The organism is Roseateles sp. (assembly GCF_049240545.1).
Taxonomy (GTDB): Bacteria; Pseudomonadota; Gammaproteobacteria; order Burkholderiales; family Burkholderiaceae_C; genus Paucibacter_A.
On the sequence record NZ_JBMLSK010000017.1, the window covers coordinates 15,658 to 32,928 of the forward strand.

Here is a 17,271-nt window from a genome sequence, read left to right on the forward strand (position 1 = left end):
GGCTGCTTGTTGGATCGGACAGGACGCTCAAAACCCGGCGCTGAGCACCGAGGCTTGGGCGTATTTTCTGTCAGTTTTGAAATGCCTCGATCGGCCGGCGTCTAAAAGCCCGAACCCGGCTGCGCCAGATAGGCCAATTCTGCTTCGCTGGACGCACGCCCGAGGATGGCGTTGCGGTGGGGATAGCGGCCAAAGCGCTCGATCACCTCGCGGTGCTTGTGGGCGTAGTCCAGCGCACCGCTCAAGCGTGGGTCGAGAGCGGCCAACTTGGTGAACTCGCTGACCGAGCGGTCTTGCATGGCCATGTCCTCGGCGTGCTCCAACGGCATCAGCGCAAACCAGCGCTGCAGCGGTGTCAGGGTCAGGTCTTGCGCTTGCGCCAGCAAATGCAAGGTGTCTTGCAAGGCCCGCGCGTCCCCTGCAAAAGAGCGCGTTTGTCCGCGATAGATATTGCGGGTGAATTGGTCCAACAAAATGATGCGAGCCAGCCGGCCCAGGGCAGTCTCTGACCAGTCCTCCAGGCGACCGGCCAAGGCGTCTTCCACCAGAGGCTCAAAGCGCGCCTTGATGTCGGCGTCGGTGGCTTCGCTTTTCACAAACCAAAGCGAGCGGATCTGGCCTTGCTCGCTGCTACCCAAGGCGCCAAACCAGTAGTTCAGCACCGATTGAATCGCAGGTTTGAGGGTCAGGGCTTGCCATTGCGGATGGCGCTTCAAATAGCTGGCCACATAGCTGCAGGCCGGCACGACTTGCAGGCCTTGAGGTGCCGCCCAGGCCAGGGCATGGGCAACCAGTTGAGCCGCCAAGCCGCGACCTTGCAGGGCCGGCGCCACGCCGGTGTGGGTGATGACCAGGGTCTCGCCCTGTTGGCGATAGTCCAGTTCCACGCCATGCCCGTCGATGCTGGCGCTGAAGCGGCCAAGGTTCGCGTCGTGGTGGATGTTCAAGGCTTCATTCATTGTTTTGGGCTCCCAATTCCTGCCAGAGATAGCTGTATTCCAAGGCTTGCAGCGTGGCTCTTTGCTCATTGTCTGCAGCGCCGCCGTGGCCGCCTTCGATGTTCTCGAAGTAGAGCAAGTCATGCCCTTGATCCAACATCTTGGCCGCCATCTTGCGCGCATGGGCCGGGTGCACCCGGTCATCGCGTGTTGAGGTGGTGAACAAGACCTTGGGATAGTTCACCTGAGGATCGACGTTATGGTAGGGGCTGTACTGGGAGATGGTGGCCCAGTCGCTGGGCTGATCCGGGTCGCCATATTCGGCCATCCAGGAGGCGCCGGCCAAGAGCCGGTGGTAGCGGCGCATGTCCAGCAGCGGCACCTGGCAGACCACCGCCTGGAAGAGCTCGGGACGTTGCACAAAACAAGCGCCGACCAGGAGTCCGCCATTGCTGCCGCCCATGATGGCCAGTCGACGCGGGCTGCAGACCTTGCGGCTACTCAAGTCTTCGGCCACGGCGATGAAGTCGTCATAGCTGCGCTGCTTATTGCCCTTGACGGCGGCCTGGTGCCAGGCAGGCCCGAATTCGCCGCCGCCGCGGATATTGGCCAACACCAGCACTCCGCCACGCGCCAACCAAGCGCGCCCAAAAGCGGCCGAATACCAGGGCAGCAGCGAGGACTCGAAGCCGCCGTAGCCATACATCAGGGTCGGGTTCTCGCCATCGGCCTGGGCGCCTTGGGGCCAGACCACAAAGTAGGGCACGCGCGTGCCATCGGCGCTGCTCGCAAAGTGCTGCTCGGTGCGCATGCCGCTGCTGTCGAACTGGGCCTTGCGGGCCTTCAGCAACTGGCGCTCGTCGCTGCCTGCACGCGCCAAAAACAGCGTGTTCGGGGTCAAAAGATCCGCGTAATTGAGCAGGTAGTGATCGCCCAGTTCGTCATCCTGCAACTCATTGTCGTAAAGGCTGGACAGGCTGATCGCACCAGGGAAGGGCGCTTCAATGTGGCGGTGCTCAGGCTTCGCGGGGTCGACGAAGGACCATTCCTCCAAGCGGCTGGCGACGGTGTCACTGATGTTGAGGATCACATGGTCGCGGGTCAGCGTATAGCCGGCTAGGGCCCGTGTCGGCGTGGGCGCAAATAGCAGCTTCAAGTCGCGCTTGCCGGCCAGAAAGTCGGCCGCATCGCTGATCAGCAGCGAGCCGGCGGTAAAGCGCTGTTCGCCCACCGCCCAGTCGCTGCGCGGCTGAAGCAAGAGCCAGCGCCCCCAGAAGCACTCTTGCAGATCCGTGGGCAAGTCCAGCCGCAGCAGCGAGCCATTGGCCTGCAGCAGGGAGACTTCTTGCCGGTAGAAGTCGAGGACGCGCACCAAGCTGCAGCGCTGATGGCCGGGTGTGTGATCCACATGCACCCAGGCCATCACGTCCTGCGACTCGGCCTCGAACACGGTTTCGGCCCTGCTCAGCGGCGTGCCGCGCGTCCAGCGTTTGATCACGCGGGGGTAGCCCGAATCGGTCAGGCTGCCGGGGCCAAAGTCGGTGCCCACAAAAATGTGATCGGCATCGATCCAGGTGACCGTACTCTTGGCCTCGGGCAGCGCAAAGCCCTCGGGCAAGAATTGCAAAGTTTGCAAATCGAACTCACGCACCACGCAGGCATCGGCACCGCCGCGCGACAGCGAAATCAAGCAGCGCTGGTAGTCCGGCCCCAGGCTGCGGGCGCCGGCGAACACCCAGTTCTCGCCCTCGGCGGCGGCGAGGGCATCGAGGTCCAGCACCGTTTGCCATTGGGGGTCGACCTTGCGGTACTCCTCCAGCGTGCAACGGCGCCAGAGGCCACGCTTGTGCTGCTCGTCCTGCCAGAAGTTCATCAGCCAAGGCCCCAATCGCTCGATCGATGGGATGCGGTCTTTGGCGTTCAAAAGCTCGAGAAAGTCGGTCCGCAAAGCTGCGTAGTGAGGCCCGCTTTGCAGCGCCTTCAAGCTATGGGCATTGCGCGCTTTGACCCAGGCCATGGCTGGCTCGCTGTCGATGTCTTCGAGCCAGAGGTAGGGGTCTTCGGTGTCTGAAATCATGTCAAATCGGCAGGGGTGGGCAAGTCCAGCTTGTACACCGAGCCGCAGAGACCGGCGGGCGCTTCAGACTTGCGCGGTCTTGAGTGCGATGGGTGTGATTTCCAGCGAGTCGGCGCTGGTCGACACATAGATGCCGCCGTCTTGCACCGTGATCTGCATCTGCATGCTGCGCTCGGCAAACTTGGCCAGGGCTTGGGACTGCTCATGCGGAATCTGCCAAACCGCCAAGCGCGGCGCCCGCACCAACTTCGATTCGATGCCGGCCCACCAGATCGCGCTGCTGTAGCTGTAGGTGTAGACGCTGACCCGCTCGGCCCGGCCGTGGGCTTTGAGCAGGCGGCGGTCATCGGGTTGGCCCAAATCGATCCAGTGGACGATGTCGCCGGTCAGGTCGCGCTGCCAGATTTCGGGCTCTTCCACATCGGCCAAGCCCTTGCTCAGCTCCAGCTTCCCGCGTATTTCGTCGGCCGGCACATTCAAGGCAAAGGCCAAGATGCGAATCATCATGCGCTCGTCGGTCTCCGAGGGCTGGCGGGCGATGGTGAGGTTGTGCTCGCCATAGACATTGCGGTCCATATCGGCGATTTGCAGCTGGGCTTTGTGGATGGTGGCTTTGATGGCCATAGGGTCGGGGCTCGGGAGAACAAAAAAAGGGGCCGCAAGGGCCTTGGATCGCCGCATTATCGACCGGACGGTCTTTGCGTCCGGCCCAGCCGGTGGCTGGGGGACAATCGAGCGCTTCCACCTCACTCTCTCCTTGCAGGTCTCCAAAAACATGAGCATGAAAAAAACCGACCTCGACCGCCTTGCCGGCTTGAAGCTTGACAGCCAGAGGCGTGGCGCCGCGGTGCCTGGGCGTTTTGGCCAAGGTGCGGCGCAATTGCCGGACCGCAAGGAGCAGCGCCGCCTGGACAGCGCGGCCGGCCTGGTGCCCTTTGCCTGCAAGCTGCCGGCCGATGTGGCCAAGACCTTGCGTGAGCGCGCCGATGCGCATGCCGGCGGCATCAACGGCTTGATGGCCGAGTTGCTGCAAAAAGCCCTGGGCTAAGCGGCCGGGGATCGCCCTGATCCGCCGGCCCCTTGGCCGTGGCATGATTCGGGCGTGGCGCCGCATTCGGGCGCCTTTCAATTTTTTGCCGGGCCGATCAGCGGCTGCGGGTGTTGTCGGCGCCTTTGAGCAGGGCGCTATCTGCATGAAAGAAAGTAAGAGCTTTGCCATGAAACGAATCCTTGTCTCCTTGCTTGCTGCTGCGTTGATGCCGGCGTTTGCACAGTCCACCGTCAACCCGAACGCCAAGGTCGACCCGAAGAACAACAAGGTCAGCAATCCGGTGGTCGAGAAGCCCAAGCAAAAGCTGATGACTCGCGACGAACTGCGTGCCTGCATGAAGGCCAACGATGCCAACCGTGCCGAAGGCGAAGCCATCAAGACAGCGCAGGCCGCTCAGACCAAGGAGCGGGCAGATCTGTTGAAGGACAAGGACGATCTGAGCAAGAAGGGTGAGGCCCTGACCGTTCGCACCAATGAGTTGCTGGCCGAACGTGCCGCGTTGCTCAAACTCAATGAAGAGCTGAAGGTCAGCCTGCCCAAGGCCAAGAAGGAAGAGGCCGAAGCGCTGAAGAAGGACTACGACGCAAAGGCCGAAGCCCACAGCGCGCGTATCGACGCGCTGAACAAAGAGAAGCTGGACTACAAGGCACTCGCACCCGGTTTCGATTCGCGCGTTGAGGCCCACAATCAAGCCGCCAAGGCTTTGGAAGCCCGTGCCGAAGCCTATTTGGACAAGCTCGACGAGTGGAAGGCCGATTGCAGCAACAAGCCTTACGACGAGGCCGATGAAATTGCGATCAAGAAGGAAAAGGCGGCCGCCGCCAAGTAAAGCGCCATCGTGCGCATGATGAACGATGCTGCGCTTGCCCACCCTGGCTGAAGTGGGCCATGCCGTGGAACGCTTCATGCAATGACCTTAGAAGGCGCCATCCTCACCCGGAAGGCGCCTTTTTGCTTTTCAGGCCCAACCCGAAGGCCACTCAGGAGACGAATGAGATGAATGAGATGAACAAGTCCAGCCCTAGCGCTTCCGCCGAACTTTCCGGCAATCCGCTTTTGCAAGCCTGGACCGGCCCTTATGGCCTGCCGCCATTTGCACAAATCGAGGCCGCCCAGTTCCTCGATGCATTTCCGGTGGCCTTGGCCGAACACTTGGCCGAGTTGGACGCCATTGCGACTCAAAGTGCCGCCCCTGACTTTGCGAACACTTTGGCTGCTTTTGACCGCAGCGGGCGCCTGCTGACTCGCATCGAGACTGTTTTCTATTCGTTGTCTGCTTCGGCAACATCGCCCGAGCTGCAGGCCGCGCAGCGCGCCATGGCGGCTCCTTTGGCAGCGCACAACAACCGCATCTATATGCACCAAGCGCTTTTCAAGCGGGTAGATGCCCTTTATCAAGAACGTCAGGCCTTGGGATTGAGTGCCGAGCAATTGCGCTTGCTGGAGCGTGTGCACCTGGACTTCGTGCGCGCCGGCGCCAAGCTCGAGCCCGCTGCGCAAGCACGTTATGCCCAGGTGATGGAGCGTCTGGCCGAGCTCAATACTCAGTTCGCGCAGAATGTGCTGGGCGATGAAAGCAGCTACCGCCTGGTCTTGACCGATGAGTCGGCTCTGGCCGGTTTGCCTGACTTTGTGCGCGCCAGTGCCGCGCAGGCTGCGGCCGAACGGGGTCTGGCCGGGCAGCATGTGATCACGCTGTCGCGCTCCCACATCGTGCCTTTCCTGACCTTCAGCGAGCGCCGGGATTTGCGCGAGCAAGCTTGGCGTGCCTGGGTCAGTCGTGGCGAAGCGGCGGGCGAGACCGATAACCGCGCCATCGCTCAAGAGATTCTGACCCTGCGCAATGAGCAGGCACGTCTGCACGGGCACAGCTGCTTTGCCGACTACGCTTTGGCCGACACCATGGCCGGCACACGCGATGCCGTTTCGGGTCTGCTGTCCAAGGTCTGGGAGCCGGCACTGGCTGCCGCTGAGTTGGAGCGTCAGGCCTTGCAGGCCATGATGTTATCGATGGGCCATGAGTTCGCGCTCGAGGCATGGGATTGGCGCTTTTACGCCGAGAAGGTCCGCAAGGCCCGCTACGACTTGGAAGAAGCGGAGGTCAAGCCTTACTTCCAGTTGGACGCGATGGTGGCTGCAGCCTTTGACTGCGCCGGGCGCTTGTTTGGTTTGAGCTTCGAGTTCAAGCCCGAAGTTACGGCCTATCACCCCGATGTCAAGGTCTATGAGGTCAAGGACGCCGATGGCTCGCTGCGCGGCATCTTCATGCAGGACAACTTTGCGCGCAGCACCAAGCGCAGTGGCGCGTGGATGAACGCGCTGCGCTGGCAAGCCCGCAACGGCATGGACTGCCTGCCCATCATCCAGAACAACAACAACTTCGCCAAAGGAGCGCCGGGCCAGCCCACGCTGTTGAGCTTTGACGACGCCCGCACGCTGTTCCATGAGTTCGGCCATGGCTTGCATGGTCTTTTGTCTGACGTTGAATTTGAGCGGCTCTCGGGCACCCAAGTGCTGCGTGATTTCGTCGAACTGCCTTCGCAGATTTTTGAGCATTGGATGAGCGAGCCCGAGGTGCTGAAGAAGCATGCCCGCCACTACCAGACCGGCGCGGTGATTCCCGACGCTTTGCTGGCCAAGTTGAAGGCGGCCGAGTTGTTCAACCAGGGCTATGAAACGGTGCGCTACACCGCCAGTGCCTTGGTCGACTTGGCCGCACATTCGCTGACCGATGCTCAAGGCCCGGAGGTGGTGGACTTTGAAGCCAAGACCATGGCGGCCTACGGCCTGCCTGCGGCGATTGGCATGAACCATCGCCTGACGCACTTCCAGCATCTGTTCTCGGGCTCTAGCTATGCCTCGGGCTACTACGTTTATATGTGGGCCGAGGTCTTGGACTGCGACGGCTTTGATGCTTTCGTGGAAGCGGGCAGTGTCTTTGACCCACAAGTGGCGGCGCAGTTGCGGGAGTGCATTTTGTCGGCCGGCAACAGCCGTGAACCGGGGGCGGCGTTCCGCGCCTTCCGCGGCCGTGATGCGGTGGTGGAGCCGATGTTGAAGAGCCGCGGTTTGCTGCCGGCTTGATCAGCGATTTTCGAGCGCGTTTGCAGGGCTGGATGCGAAGAACGTGTCCAGCCCGGCCAGAACGGCCTTGAAGTCGATGGGCTTGGTCCAATAGGCCAAAAAGCCGGCACCCAAGGCAAGGCGCTTGTCTTCGCTCATGGCATTGGCCGACAAGGCGATGCAGGGAATATGGGCGGTTCGCGGGTCGGCGCGCAAACGGCGCAGCACCTCGTAGCCGTCGAAGTCGGGCAGGTGCATGTCCAGCAAGATCAAATCGGGCAGCAGGGCCTGCGCGGATTGCAGCCCCTGTGCGCCATCCACCGCACAGCTCAGTGCGATGCCCGGGCGGCTGGCCACCAACTCTTCCACCACCAAGGTGTTGACCGCGTTGTCTTCGATGTAGAGCAGTCGACCATGAGCCTGCGCGCAGGCGGCCTGGCTGCTGGTTGGCGGCGGCGAAGCGGAACCGAGAGAGAAGGGCACAGACATGCGGGCAGTCTAAGTGCTCGCGTGTGGGTTTCCCTGAGTGTGGAGTCGCATGGGCTTGGTTTTTGCTTCGGTGTTTGCCCTGCTTGACTTCTGACTTTTCGCCCTCAACTGCCTTGGTCTGATGCAAACCCAAGCGACACACCTTGCTCCTGCCATGAGACAGACTCGCAAATTCGCCCTGGTCACCGGAGCCGGTTCCGGCATTGGCCGCGCTGCCGCCTTGGCTCTGTTGCAGGCGGGCTATCGGGTGGCTTTGGTGGGGCGGCGCAGCCAAGCCCTGGAGGCCACGGCGAGTGCGGCGTCCGATCCCGGCCTTGCCTTGGTGCTGCCGGCCGATGTGACCCAGCCTGCGGAGGTGGCCGCCTTGTTTGAGCGTGTACGCCTCGAGTTCGGTCGGCTTGACTTGCTGTTCAATAACGCCGGCATGGGCGCACCTGCGCTGCCGATTGATGAACTCAGCTTTGATCAATGGCAGGCGGTGGTTGATGTCAATCTGACCGGCAGTTTTCTTTGCGCCCAGGCTGCTTTCAAGCTGATGAAAAGTCAGAGCCCGCGTGGCGGACGCATCATCAACAACGGCTCCATCTCTGCGCACGCGCCGCGGCCGAACTCGGCACCCTACACGGCGACCAAACACGCCATCACCGGTTTGACCAAGTCTTTGTCTCTGGACGGCCGAGCCTTCGATATTGCGTGCGGCCAACTGGACATCGGCAATGCCCTGACCGAGATGGCCATGCCCATGACCCGCGGCGTACCTCAGGCCCATGGTGAGATCGCCATAGAGGCGACAATGGACGTCGATCATGCGGCCAGCGCGGTGCTTTATATGGCGGGCCTGCCTCTGTCGGCCAATGTGCAATTCATGACCGTGATGGCAACCAACATGCCTTTTGTCGGCCGGGGTTGAGTTCGCGTTTTTTTGAATCTGCAAAGAAAGGATTTGCTTGTGTTGTCTGCTTTGCTGACTTTTATCGCACGCGTGGTGTTCGGCGTGGTGACGGTGGTGCTGGTGCTGGGCCTGTTGGCGGTGGCGGTGGTGACCATGATTGGTTTGCTGCTCTGGAGTCTGTTGCGTGGTCGCCGTCCGGTGTTCGATACCTCAGGCTTTGCGCGCGCGCGCAGCTTCCGGGCAGGCCGGGGCGTGCCGCGTGCGAAGGCGCAGCCCACTGGCGAGGTGATCGATGTGGAAGTGCGCGAGGTCAGCGGCGCGGCGATTCGCCGCGACTAAAACGCGCCGGCTTACCAGCGTTTGCTGTTCAACTCGGCCAGGATCTCGCCGTAGATGCGGTAGCGCCCGGCGCTGATCGCGCCCGATTCGACCGCAGCGCGCACGCCGCAGCCTGGTTCATGCTGATGGGTGCAGTTGTAAAAACGGCAATGGTCGGCATGGGCTCTCAGATCCGGCATCAACAGCGGCAGTTGCGCCGGCTCGATCTGTTTGACTCCGAATTCCTGAAAACCCGGTGAGTCGATCAAGGCGCTTTGGCGCTCGGCATCTACCCAGTACCACTGGGTGGTCGTGGTGGTGTGGCGGCCCGAGTTCAAGGCCACCGAGATGTCGCCCACCTGGGCCTTGGCATCCGGGATCAAGAGGTTGATCAGCGTGCTTTTGCCGGTGCCGCTGGGGCCTAAGACAAAGCTGCGCTTACCGCTGAGCCACGGCGTCAGCAAGGCGCGCGAGCCCTCGGCGTCAGCCTTCAAGGCCAACTCCATCATCGACAAGCCCATGGCGCGATAGGGTGCCAGCCGTTCACGGGCCAGCGCGGTGCCGGGCAGGTCGGTCTTGTTCAGGGCGATGGTGGTTTCGATGCCGGCGGATTCGGCCGCGATCAGGGCGCGACAGAGCTGGCTTTCGCTGAACACCGGCTCCACCGCCACCAAGATCAACAACTGATCCAGGTTGGCCGCGAAGCTTTTGGTTTTCCATTCGTCCTGACGGAACAGCAAATTGCGCCGCGGCTCGACCGCTTCGATCACGCCCTCATCGCTGCTGGCCGGCGCCCACCGCACTTGGTCGCCGACCACGCAGTCGCTCTTCTTGCCGCGTGGATGGCAGACCCGGCGTTTGCCTTCGCTGTCCTCAACGATGTAGTGGCGGCCGTGGCCCCGTACCACTAGGCCCAGGTCTAAGTCACCAAAGCGGCTCATGCCGGTCGTCCCTTGAGCTGGGGCAGTGCCGATACCTGCGCCGCACAGATGAAGTCATTCAGCGTCAAACCCGAGGCGGAGTGGGTGCTGAAGCTGATGCCGCAGTGACCGTAGCCGACCCGCATCTCCGGGTGATGGTCTTGTCGCTGCGCCAACTCTGCGACGGCGTTGACGAAGGCCATGGTTTGCGAAAAGTCGGCAAAGCGAGCTTCCAACTCGATCGACTTGGCGTCGCTGCTCAAGCGCCATTCCGGGAGCTGAGCCAGCCAGGCCGGCAGCGCTTGAGCGGCCACGGGTTCACGCAAGCCCGGCCTGCATTGTTGGGTCAGCAGGCTCATCGGGTGGCTTGGCTCAAGATAGCGCCCAGGCGCTCGCTGGCAGGGGGGTGCGAATAGTAGAAGCGAGCAAACACCGGGTCAGGTGTCAACGTACCGGCATTGTCTTCATGCAGTTTCAGCAGCGCCGAGGCCAGATCGCTACCGCGCGCATGGGTGCAAGCGTAGGCGTCGGCTTGGAACTCATCGCGGCGCGACATCAGGCTGCCCAGCGGCGTGAAGAAGAAACCGAACACCGGCACCACCAGCATGAAGAGCAAAAGGGCCAGGGCGTCATTGGGCGCAGCCATATTCGGGCGCACCGCAAATGCGAGGTAGAAGCCGGGTTGCGAGGACAACCAGCCCAGCAGCGCAAAGCCTGCCAGGCTGATGGCAAACATCGTGACCATGCGCTTGAGCACATGCTTGTGCTTGAAGTGGCCGAGTTCATGGGCCAGCACCGCCTCGACCTCCGGTCCGTTCAGACGTGCCAACAAGGTGTCAAAGAACACCACCCGTTTGGCTGGGCCGAAGCCGGTGAAATAGGCGTTGCCGTGGGCCGAACGACGGCTGCCGTCCATCACAAACAAGCCCTTGGCGGCAAAGCCGCAGCGCGCCATCAGCCCTTCGACTCGGTTTTTCAGGGCCTCATCGGGCAGCGGTTCAAATTTGTTGAAGAGCGGGGCGATGACGGTGGGGTAGAGCACCAGGATCAAGAGGTTGAAGCCCATCCAGGTGCCCCAGGCCCACAGCCACCAGAAGCGCCCGGCGGCGCCCATCAGCCACAGGATCAGCGCGGCGATGGGCAGGCCAATCACCAGACCGACCACCATGCCTTTCAAGGCGTCGTTCAGATAGAGCTTCCAGGTCAGGCGGTTGAAGCCGAAGCGCTGTTCGATGTTGAAGGTGTTGTACAGCTCCCAAGGCAGGTCCAACAGCGAGCCGATCAGCACAAAGGCGATCAAAAGGCTCAGCTGATAGGCCATGGGGCCAAAGCGCTGTGCGGTGGCCTCATAGATCCAAGCGTTCAGCAAGTCCAAGCCGCCCAACAGCGTCCAGCCCAGCAAGATCGCACTGCTGAAGGCCAGGTTCAACAGGCCGAAGCGACTGCGAACTACGGTGTAGTCGGCCGCTTTCTGATGCGCTTCGAGTGGCACGGTGGCTGCAAACGCGGCCGGTACCGCGCTGCGGTGCTGCATCACATGCCGGATTTGGCGGCTGCTGAGCCAAGTCTTGAGCATCAGACCGAGCAATAAGGCGGCGACGAAGGCCAGGCTCATGCCGCTCGGGTGAATGGCGGGCAGGGCCGGCAGGGAGGAAAAAAAGCTTGCGAACATGGCCGAAGTGTAGGGCTGCGACAATGTCGGCGATTCTTTTGGATAGAAAGCCCCGTGCATGAACACCGAGACCGCTGCCGCCCCTGTGCTGGCTCTCAATGAGCAAAACCTGATCTGGATCGATCTGGAGATGACCGGCCTGTACCCCGATATCGACCGCATCATCGAGATCGCGGTGGTGGTCACCGATGCACAGCTGAAGGTGCGGGTCGAAGGGCCGGTGTTCGCCATTCACCAAAGTGATGAAACGCTGGACAAGATGGATGCCTGGAACAAGGGCACCCATGGCAAGAGCGGCCTGATTGACCGGGTCAAGGCTTCCACCGTCAACGAGGACGAGGCGGTTGCCAAGACCATCGAGTTCCTGAAGCAGTATGTGCCCGCCGGCAAGTCGCCTATGTGCGGCAACAGCATTTGCCAAGACCGCCGCTTCCTGGCCAATTACATGCCCAAGCTGGAGGCGTTTTTCCACTATCGTAATTTGGATGTGTCGACGCTGAAAGAACTGGCCAAGCGCTGGAAGCCCGGCATCTTGGACGGCTTCAAGAAGGCTCAGGCCCACACCGCCTTGGCCGATATCACCGAGTCGATCGATGAATTGGCTTATTACCGCGAGCACTTCCTGAGTCTGTGATTCTTGTTCTTGGGCGCAGCACGCAGGCCTGCTGATGTCGAACTCTGATTCGAAGCCCCTCTTGTGGGCCGCGTTTGATTTCCCTCGCCACCCTCTGGCCCGTGACGATGGCGAACGGGTTCGCGGTGCTTTTTATCGCCCGCCGGCGCGCCGCTTGCGAGCCTACTCCGCGGCAGAGTTGGCCTCGGTCATCGACGCTGCACATCAGGCCAGCCGGGACGGCGCTTGGGTATTGGGTGGCTTGCGCTATGAAGCGGCGGCAGCGCTGGAGCCTGCGCTGCGAGGCTTGACGGCACATGCCGAGCAAGAGCCGCAGCTGGCCTTGGCTGAGTTCGCCGTTTATGAAGAGGCGCCCCAGCCTTGGCCTGTTGCTTGCGATGCGAAGCCGAGCCCCGCGACCTTGTCGGCAACGGAGCCGCTGTGTTCCCCTTGGCTTGATGCGCAATCGCCGAGCGATGAGGTCGAGCAGATCGAGCGTATCCGTGAATGGATTCGGGCGGGGGACTGCTACCAGGTCAACCTGACCACCCGGCTGAACTCGAACTTGGCGGCCGGACGCGATTTGGCAGATCTCTTTTTGGCGCTGCACCGTGCCCAGCCCGGGGGCTTTTCGCTGTTCTTGCGTGAAGCCGGCGTGGCCAGTGTGTCGCCGGAGCTTTTCTTCGACTGGCGGCCGGTGCCCGATGCGCAAACTTCTTGGTTGCTTGCAGCCCAGCCGATGAAGGGCACGATCCCGCGAGGCCGTGATGCCGCGGCCGATGAGGCGGCTCAAGCCTATCTGCGCACCAGCGTGAAGGAGCGGGCCGAGAACTTGATGATCGTCGACCTGCTGCGCAATGATCTGAGTCGTGTGGCGACGCTGGGTTCGGTGCGAGTCCCGCGCTTGTTTGAGCTCTTGGCTCTGCCCACGGTCTGGCAGATGACCTCGACAGTGACCGCGGTCAGCCGTGCTCGCTTGAAGTTGTCGGAAGTGATGCGCGCCTTGTTTCCCTGCGGTTCGGTGACCGGTGCGCCCAAGCTGCGTGCAATGCAGATCATTGAGTCGCTGGAGCCTGGGCCTCGCGGGTGGTATTGCGGAACCCTCGGCGTGATGCAGCCGGGCGGCGTCGTGACTTTCAATGTACCGATTCGTACGGTTGAGACGGCGGCAACGGGGACTGCGTCCCAGGTTGACGGCGCCTTGCGCGTCGGCGTCGGCAGTGCGATCACGCTGGACTCGGTGGCGGCGGCTGAGTTGGACGAATGGCGCGCCAAAACGCGTTTCTTGCTTCGTGCCCAGGCGCCGATTGCGGCGCTGGAAACCTTGCGTCTGGAGGACGGGGTGTTGCTGCGCTTGTCTGGCCATTTGGCGCGCCTGCAGCGCACCGCGCAGCACTTTGGTTTGGCTTTGAATCTGAAAGCGGTGCGAACCGCCTTGGCGGCGCTGAGTGAATCGCATCCGCAAGGCTGTTGGCGGGTGCGCCTCACCGTCTCGGCCAACGCTGACGTGCAAACAGCCATCATGGCCCTGCCACAAACGCCAGCTACAGTCGGCCTGGTGCTGGCTGAGTGCCCGATTGAAACGCGCGGTGCCGCTGCCGAATTCATCGTCCACAAAACTACGCGTCGTGAGGTCTATGAGGCCTTCGCTCGGAGCAAGCCTTCGCAGGCCTTTGATGTCTTGCTCTGGAATGAAGACGGTGAATTGACCGAATGCACGATAGGCAATATCGCCCTAGAGATAGACGGCCAGTGGCTAACGCCGCGGCTTGAGGCCGGGCTTTTGCCCGGCGTTTACCGAGAAGAATTGCTGCAGCTCGGGCGTTTGCGGGAGGCTCGCTTGATGCGAGCCGATCTGGCACGCGCCACCGGGCTTGCCTTGATCAACAGTCTGCGCGGCTGGTGTCCTGCCCGCTTGATGTCGGACTCCACAGCGCCCCCTGTCGCTGTCTAACCTGAACCCATTTCCATGGCTACGAGTCAAAAAAAGCCGCGCAAAAGCGCGCAAGCCCCATTCGCTGTTGCTGAGGCAGCTGCGGCCGCGCCTGAAGCTGCCGCGGTGAAGCCCGTCAAGGCGAGCCCAGCGAAGTCAGCTGAGGCAAAGCCGAGCAAAACGGTCAAGAAGAAGGCCACGCCTTCGGCTGAAGCCATCTCGCCTGCGGATCCTGCGGACAAGAAGGTCGCCGTGCAGACCAAGGGCAAAGCGACGGCGGCCGAGACGGCGCCTGTGAAGAAGGCGACCGCCAAAAAAGCGCCCGCGAAGAAAGCGACCACTAAGAAGGCGAGTGAGACCCAGGCAGCGGTATCGCTTGAGCAGCCGACTGAATCGGGCGCAGTCAGCAAGGCCGACGTCTTAGGGATCAAGAAGCCCTCCAGCGCGAGCAAGAAAACGCCGTCCAAGGTGGCCGAGACTCGTGCTGCTGTTCGCGATATCTTGAACGGGGTGCAGTCTGACGCCGAGCCGCAGCGCGGCCCCGAAGTCGCCGCAGCCGAGAAGACGCCGGCACCCAAGCGGGGCAAGGCTGCGGGGAAACCTGTGGCGACTGGCGTGGTGGCAGAGAGCCAGCCGGACGAGGCCCCAGCCGCGGTGGCGTCTGCACTCACCGGCTCTGCCAGCCGAAGCGCGTCCGCCAAGAAGCCCAAACGCGAAGAAGCATCCGCAGCGCGTCGTTCGTCCCCCTCGCCTCAGCGGGCTCAAGCGCCGGCAGTCAACGAAGCTCGGGTGACTGCCAAGCCCAAGCCCCCGGCTCGCTTCAGTGCCGAGGCATTGGGAGATGCCAACAGTTCGGTGTTCGGGGACTACCAAGTTCGAGCCTTGCAAGGCGAGGGGAGCTGGCGCGTCAACGTGCGCGGCAGCAATCCGGCCGAGTGCCGCTGCACCTGTGATGAGTTCCTGTTTGGAGCTTTGGGCCGCTGCGAGCATGTGGAGTTTGTGCTGGGCAGCCTGTTGGATGATGCCGAGCAACGCGGACGGTTGGAACAGGGCGATGCCACCGAGTACAGCGAAATCCGCTTGGGCCATGGGGCGCGGCGTTATCTGCGCTGGCGTCAAGGGCGTTCCTGCCCCGCTGCTCTGAGTGAAGCGGCACGGGGCATGCTGGACGACCGAGGCCGCCTGCGTGCCGATGCCGATGATGATGTGCAGACCTTGTTGGCCTTGGCGGCTGAGGCCGGCCACGAGTTGCGCGTGGAGCCCGGTGTTTGGGCCTTGCTGGCCTTGGGGCGAGACGCGCGTCGGCGCATCCAGGTTCTGGAGCAGGCCTGTCCGCAAGGCTTGGAAAGCGCTTCGCTGCGCAGCCTGCTGCGGATTCCATTGCCGCTCTATCAATTGGAAGCGGCCATTTTTGCGGCTTGCGCGGGGCGCAGCTTGCTTGCTTGTGATTTGGGCTTGGGCTTGTACGCGCCGGCTTATGCCGCTGCGGCCTTGTTGTCCAGCCACTTTGGCTTGGAACGGGTTTTGATTCTGTGTGCCGAGTCCGCCCAGTCTCGTTGGTTGACCGAAGCTCAAACCCTGAGCCCAGCGCCGGCGCAAATGATTTGGGGGGACGCCTCAGCCAGGCGGGCGCAATGTGTGCCCAATCCCGAGGGCGGTCCGGAGATTCGAATCGCCTCTTCGGCCTCACTGGGGCAAGACCTGGCCCTGTTGCAGACTTACGCGCCGGAGTTGATCATCGTGGACGAGGCGCAGCGTCTGGACGCTCAGGCCTTGAGCCACCTGCGGCAGTTGGATCAGGGTTTGATGCTGATGCTCAGCAGCCAGGTATTGGACGAGCAGCCGCAAACATTGATGCCGCTGGTTGACTTGCTGGATCGCCACCGCACGGGGCCTTGGGATCAGTTCTTGAGTCGCCATGTGCGGCGTGACGCCCAAGGAGGCGTGGCCGGCTTTGTGGCGCTCGAAGCGCTGGATCAGAGCTTGGAGCGCTTGATGTTCAGCCAAAGCCGAGCCGACTTGCAGTCGACGCTGCCAGCGGCCCTGGTGCAGTTGCGTGGTGTGCCCTTGACCGAATTGCAACAAGAACTGCAAGCGCCCTTGCTGGCGCAGTTGCGCCAGGCCGTGGCGCGTTGGCAGCGCAGTGCTTATGTGTCGGATGCCGAGCAGTTGAAGCTGCGGGAGCTGCTGCAGAGTCTGCGCCGCTTGGCAATCGCACCGCAGCTCTTGGGTGAGGCTGTTGCGGGGAGTGAAGCGACCGAGGCCCCCAAAGTGCTTGCTGCTGCGGCGGTCTGTCGGGAAATGCTGGGCGCTTCGGTGGATCATCTGGTGGTGTTTTGCCAGTGGGACGATGCGCTGCAGCTGTTGGCCGAACGACTGCGGTTGCAAGGGCTGCCGGTGCTGCATCTGCAGCCCGAGGGGCGTCTGGTGGACCAGCAGGCCAAGGTGAGCGACTGGCTTCAGAAACCTCAGCCCTCCGTGCTGTTGTGCAGTGATCTGGCGTCCTTGGGTTTGCGCCTGTCGGGAGAGCGGGTCGGTCTGATCAATTTGGAACTGCCCTGGTCCGAGGCCTTGTTGGAGCAAAGGCTGCAAAGCCTTATCGATGATCACAGCCGTGGATTGCCCTTGATCCAGATGCTGGCGCAAACCGGTTTGGAGTCTGCCTTGTTGCAAACCATGGACGCCCACACCGATGTGCCCGCAGCGGGGCTGGATGGCGGTTCTCGCATGCACTTGTTGCAAGGCGAGGACCTGCAGCGCTTTATGCAAGCGGTGAGCACGGTTGAGCAACTACTGCGGCCTTGAAACAGGGCGCAGGGCGAGGTTTTCAGGCGCGAGTTCTGACGATCGTGAGCTTGTGCACGTTTTTTGGCGCGATACAAAGCGCGATCTGAGGTTTTCATTCCGTAAAAACCCTAGTGTGCTATAGTCGCTGTCTTGCTTCAGCAGAAGTACTCTGTTGATTGAAGCTGAAGCATTTCGTACGTCTCCTCTGACCTCGTTCAGGCCGCTGCCCAAACTTTTGCGCGCAGCGACGCAGCCTCCACCTTCCGGTTGAGAGCGGCGCACCCCTTCCGGGTGAAGCGCTGAACATCCTTCGGGTTCGGTCGGCGGCGATGCCGTCGCTTTGACTGTTCCCCCGGCGCCGCACCTGGCACCGCTCGGCATGCTTTTGCCGCCCTCCAAGACCCGGTGCACGACGCGAGCTTTCTCCCAGCGACTTTATTGGCTTGACGCGCTTTCATTGCTGCGCTTCAAGCACGTGTGTTCGTCCCATTTTTTGCGGGGCGGGGCACGGCTTTGTT

The 17,271-nt window shown here is 62.2% G+C and carries 15 protein-coding genes; 8 read left to right on the forward strand and 7 right to left on the reverse strand.

Features of this window, described 5'->3' with window-relative positions; genetic code table 11:
• Positions 1-101 precede the first annotated feature (101 nt).
• The 3 genes from ACOVRJ_RS01095 to ACOVRJ_RS01105 form a co-directional block, all read right to left on the reverse strand.
• Entirely contained in the window at positions 102-959 is an 858-nt protein-coding gene (locus ACOVRJ_RS01095) for a DUF924 family protein (RefSeq protein ID WP_422042063.1), read from the reverse strand.
• Positions 952-3,015 carry a prolyl oligopeptidase family serine peptidase gene (locus ACOVRJ_RS01100; protein ID WP_422042064.1) on the reverse strand — a complete coding sequence of 688 codons (2,064 nt, stop codon included), beginning with the start codon at positions 3,013-3,015 and terminating at the stop codon, positions 952-954. Before ACOVRJ_RS01100 ends, ACOVRJ_RS01095 begins: the two co-directional genes overlap by 8 nt.
• 63 nt (positions 3,016-3,078) lie before the next feature.
• On the reverse strand, positions 3,079-3,639 hold the full coding sequence (locus ACOVRJ_RS01105) for a YaeQ family protein (RefSeq protein ID WP_422042065.1): 561 nt from the start codon (positions 3,637-3,639) through the stop codon (positions 3,079-3,081).
• 151 nt (positions 3,640-3,790) lie between these two features.
• Here ACOVRJ_RS01105 and ACOVRJ_RS01110 point away from each other — a divergent pair, with 151 nt between their 5' ends.
• The 3 genes from ACOVRJ_RS01110 to ACOVRJ_RS01120 all read left to right on the forward strand — a co-directional run bounded on the left by ACOVRJ_RS01110 (position 3,791) and on the right by ACOVRJ_RS01120 (position 7,150).
• The gene (locus tag ACOVRJ_RS01110; RefSeq protein WP_422042066.1) at positions 3,791-4,063 is read left to right on the forward strand and encodes a hypothetical protein; all 273 of its coding nucleotides are present in this window, start codon (positions 3,791-3,793) and stop codon (positions 4,061-4,063) included.
• A gap of 169 nt (positions 4,064-4,232) precedes the next feature.
• Positions 4,233-4,895, forward strand: coding sequence for a hypothetical protein (locus tag ACOVRJ_RS01115; protein WP_422042067.1), 663 nt, complete (start codon positions 4,233-4,235; stop codon positions 4,893-4,895).
• Positions 4,896-5,062: 167 nt separating this feature from the next.
• A complete protein-coding gene (locus tag ACOVRJ_RS01120; RefSeq protein WP_422042068.1) occupies positions 5,063-7,150 on the forward strand; it encodes a M3 family metallopeptidase in 2,088 nt (695 codons plus the stop codon).
• Here the strand turns inward: ACOVRJ_RS01120 and ACOVRJ_RS01125 are convergent, their stop codons facing one another.
• Positions 7,151-7,618 (reverse strand): response regulator, encoded by a 468-nt coding sequence (locus ACOVRJ_RS01125; RefSeq protein ID WP_422042069.1) that lies wholly within the window; start codon positions 7,616-7,618, stop codon positions 7,151-7,153.
• A gap of 154 nt (positions 7,619-7,772) precedes the next feature.
• Here ACOVRJ_RS01125 and ACOVRJ_RS01130 point away from each other — a divergent pair, with 154 nt between their 5' ends.
• Together ACOVRJ_RS01130 and ACOVRJ_RS01135 are read left to right on the forward strand one after the other, a co-directional pair.
• Positions 7,773-8,528, forward strand: a complete 756-nt coding sequence (locus ACOVRJ_RS01130) for an SDR family oxidoreductase (protein WP_422042070.1) — start codon at positions 7,773-7,775, stop codon at positions 8,526-8,528.
• Positions 8,529-8,570: 42 nt separating this feature from the next.
• Complete coding sequence (locus ACOVRJ_RS01135; RefSeq protein WP_422042071.1) at positions 8,571-8,849, forward strand: hypothetical protein; 279 nt, start codon at positions 8,571-8,573, stop codon at positions 8,847-8,849.
• A gap of 11 nt (positions 8,850-8,860) precedes the next feature.
• Here the strand turns inward: ACOVRJ_RS01135 and rsgA are convergent, their stop codons facing one another.
• From rsgA to ACOVRJ_RS01150, 3 genes are read right to left on the reverse strand one after another with little or no spacing between them, the layout of a single operon-like run.
• Entirely contained in the window at positions 8,861-9,769 is a 909-nt protein-coding gene (gene rsgA, locus ACOVRJ_RS01140; protein ID WP_422042072.1) for a ribosome small subunit-dependent GTPase A, read from the reverse strand.
• Positions 9,766-10,107 carry a 4a-hydroxytetrahydrobiopterin dehydratase gene (locus tag ACOVRJ_RS01145; protein WP_422042073.1) on the reverse strand — a complete coding sequence of 114 codons (342 nt, stop codon included), beginning with the start codon at positions 10,105-10,107 and terminating at the stop codon, positions 9,766-9,768. Before ACOVRJ_RS01145 ends, rsgA begins: the two co-directional genes overlap by 4 nt.
• A complete protein-coding gene (locus ACOVRJ_RS01150; RefSeq protein ID WP_422042133.1) occupies positions 10,104-11,363 on the reverse strand; it encodes a M48 family metallopeptidase in 1,260 nt (419 codons plus the stop codon). Before ACOVRJ_RS01150 ends, ACOVRJ_RS01145 begins: the two co-directional genes overlap by 4 nt.
• Positions 11,364-11,478: 115 nt before the next feature.
• On the opposite strand from ACOVRJ_RS01150, the gene orn reads away from it, so the two are divergent.
• From orn to ACOVRJ_RS01165, 3 genes are read left to right on the forward strand one after another with little or no spacing between them, the layout of a single operon-like run.
• A complete protein-coding gene (gene orn, locus ACOVRJ_RS01155) occupies positions 11,479-12,054 on the forward strand; it encodes an oligoribonuclease (protein ID WP_422042074.1) in 576 nt (191 codons plus the stop codon).
• 34 nt (positions 12,055-12,088) lie between these two features.
• The gene (locus ACOVRJ_RS01160; RefSeq protein ID WP_422042075.1) at positions 12,089-13,987 is read left to right on the forward strand and encodes a chorismate-binding protein; all 1,899 of its coding nucleotides are present in this window, start codon (positions 12,089-12,091) and stop codon (positions 13,985-13,987) included.
• 15 nt (positions 13,988-14,002) lie between these two features.
• A complete protein-coding gene (locus ACOVRJ_RS01165) occupies positions 14,003-16,771 on the forward strand; it encodes an SNF2-related protein (RefSeq protein WP_422042076.1) in 2,769 nt (922 codons plus the stop codon).
• The last annotated feature ends 500 nt before the right edge of the window (positions 16,772-17,271 follow it).

Coding starts and splice junctions, on each gene's coding strand:
- ACOVRJ_RS01095 (WP_422042063.1), bottom strand. CDS start 959: ATGAATGAAGCCTTGAACATCCACCACGACGCGAACCTTGGCCGCTTC.
- ACOVRJ_RS01100 (WP_422042064.1), bottom strand. CDS start 3,015: ATGATTTCAGACACCGAAGACCCCTACCTCTGGCTCGAAGACATCGAC.
- ACOVRJ_RS01105 (WP_422042065.1), bottom strand. CDS start 3,639: ATGGCCATCAAAGCCACCATCCACAAAGCCCAGCTGCAAATCGCCGAT.
- ACOVRJ_RS01110 (WP_422042066.1), top strand. CDS start 3,791: ATGAGCATGAAAAAAACCGACCTCGACCGCCTTGCCGGCTTGAAGCTT.
- ACOVRJ_RS01115 (WP_422042067.1), top strand. CDS start 4,233: ATGAAACGAATCCTTGTCTCCTTGCTTGCTGCTGCGTTGATGCCGGCG.
- ACOVRJ_RS01120 (WP_422042068.1), top strand. CDS start 5,063: ATGAATGAGATGAACAAGTCCAGCCCTAGCGCTTCCGCCGAACTTTCC.
- ACOVRJ_RS01125 (WP_422042069.1), bottom strand. CDS start 7,618: ATGTCTGTGCCCTTCTCTCTCGGTTCCGCTTCGCCGCCGCCAACCAGC.
- ACOVRJ_RS01130 (WP_422042070.1), top strand. CDS start 7,773: ATGAGACAGACTCGCAAATTCGCCCTGGTCACCGGAGCCGGTTCCGGC.
- rsgA (WP_422042072.1), bottom strand. CDS start 9,769: ATGAGCCGCTTTGGTGACTTAGACCTGGGCCTAGTGGTACGGGGCCAC.
- ACOVRJ_RS01145 (WP_422042073.1), bottom strand. CDS start 10,107: ATGAGCCTGCTGACCCAACAATGCAGGCCGGGCTTGCGTGAACCCGTG.
- ACOVRJ_RS01150 (WP_422042133.1), bottom strand. CDS start 11,363: ATGAGCCTGGCCTTCGTCGCCGCCTTATTGCTCGGTCTGATGCTCAAG.
- orn (WP_422042074.1), top strand. CDS start 11,479: ATGAACACCGAGACCGCTGCCGCCCCTGTGCTGGCTCTCAATGAGCAA.
- ACOVRJ_RS01160 (WP_422042075.1), top strand. CDS start 12,089: ATGTCGAACTCTGATTCGAAGCCCCTCTTGTGGGCCGCGTTTGATTTC.
- ACOVRJ_RS01165 (WP_422042076.1), top strand. CDS start 14,003: ATGGCTACGAGTCAAAAAAAGCCGCGCAAAAGCGCGCAAGCCCCATTC.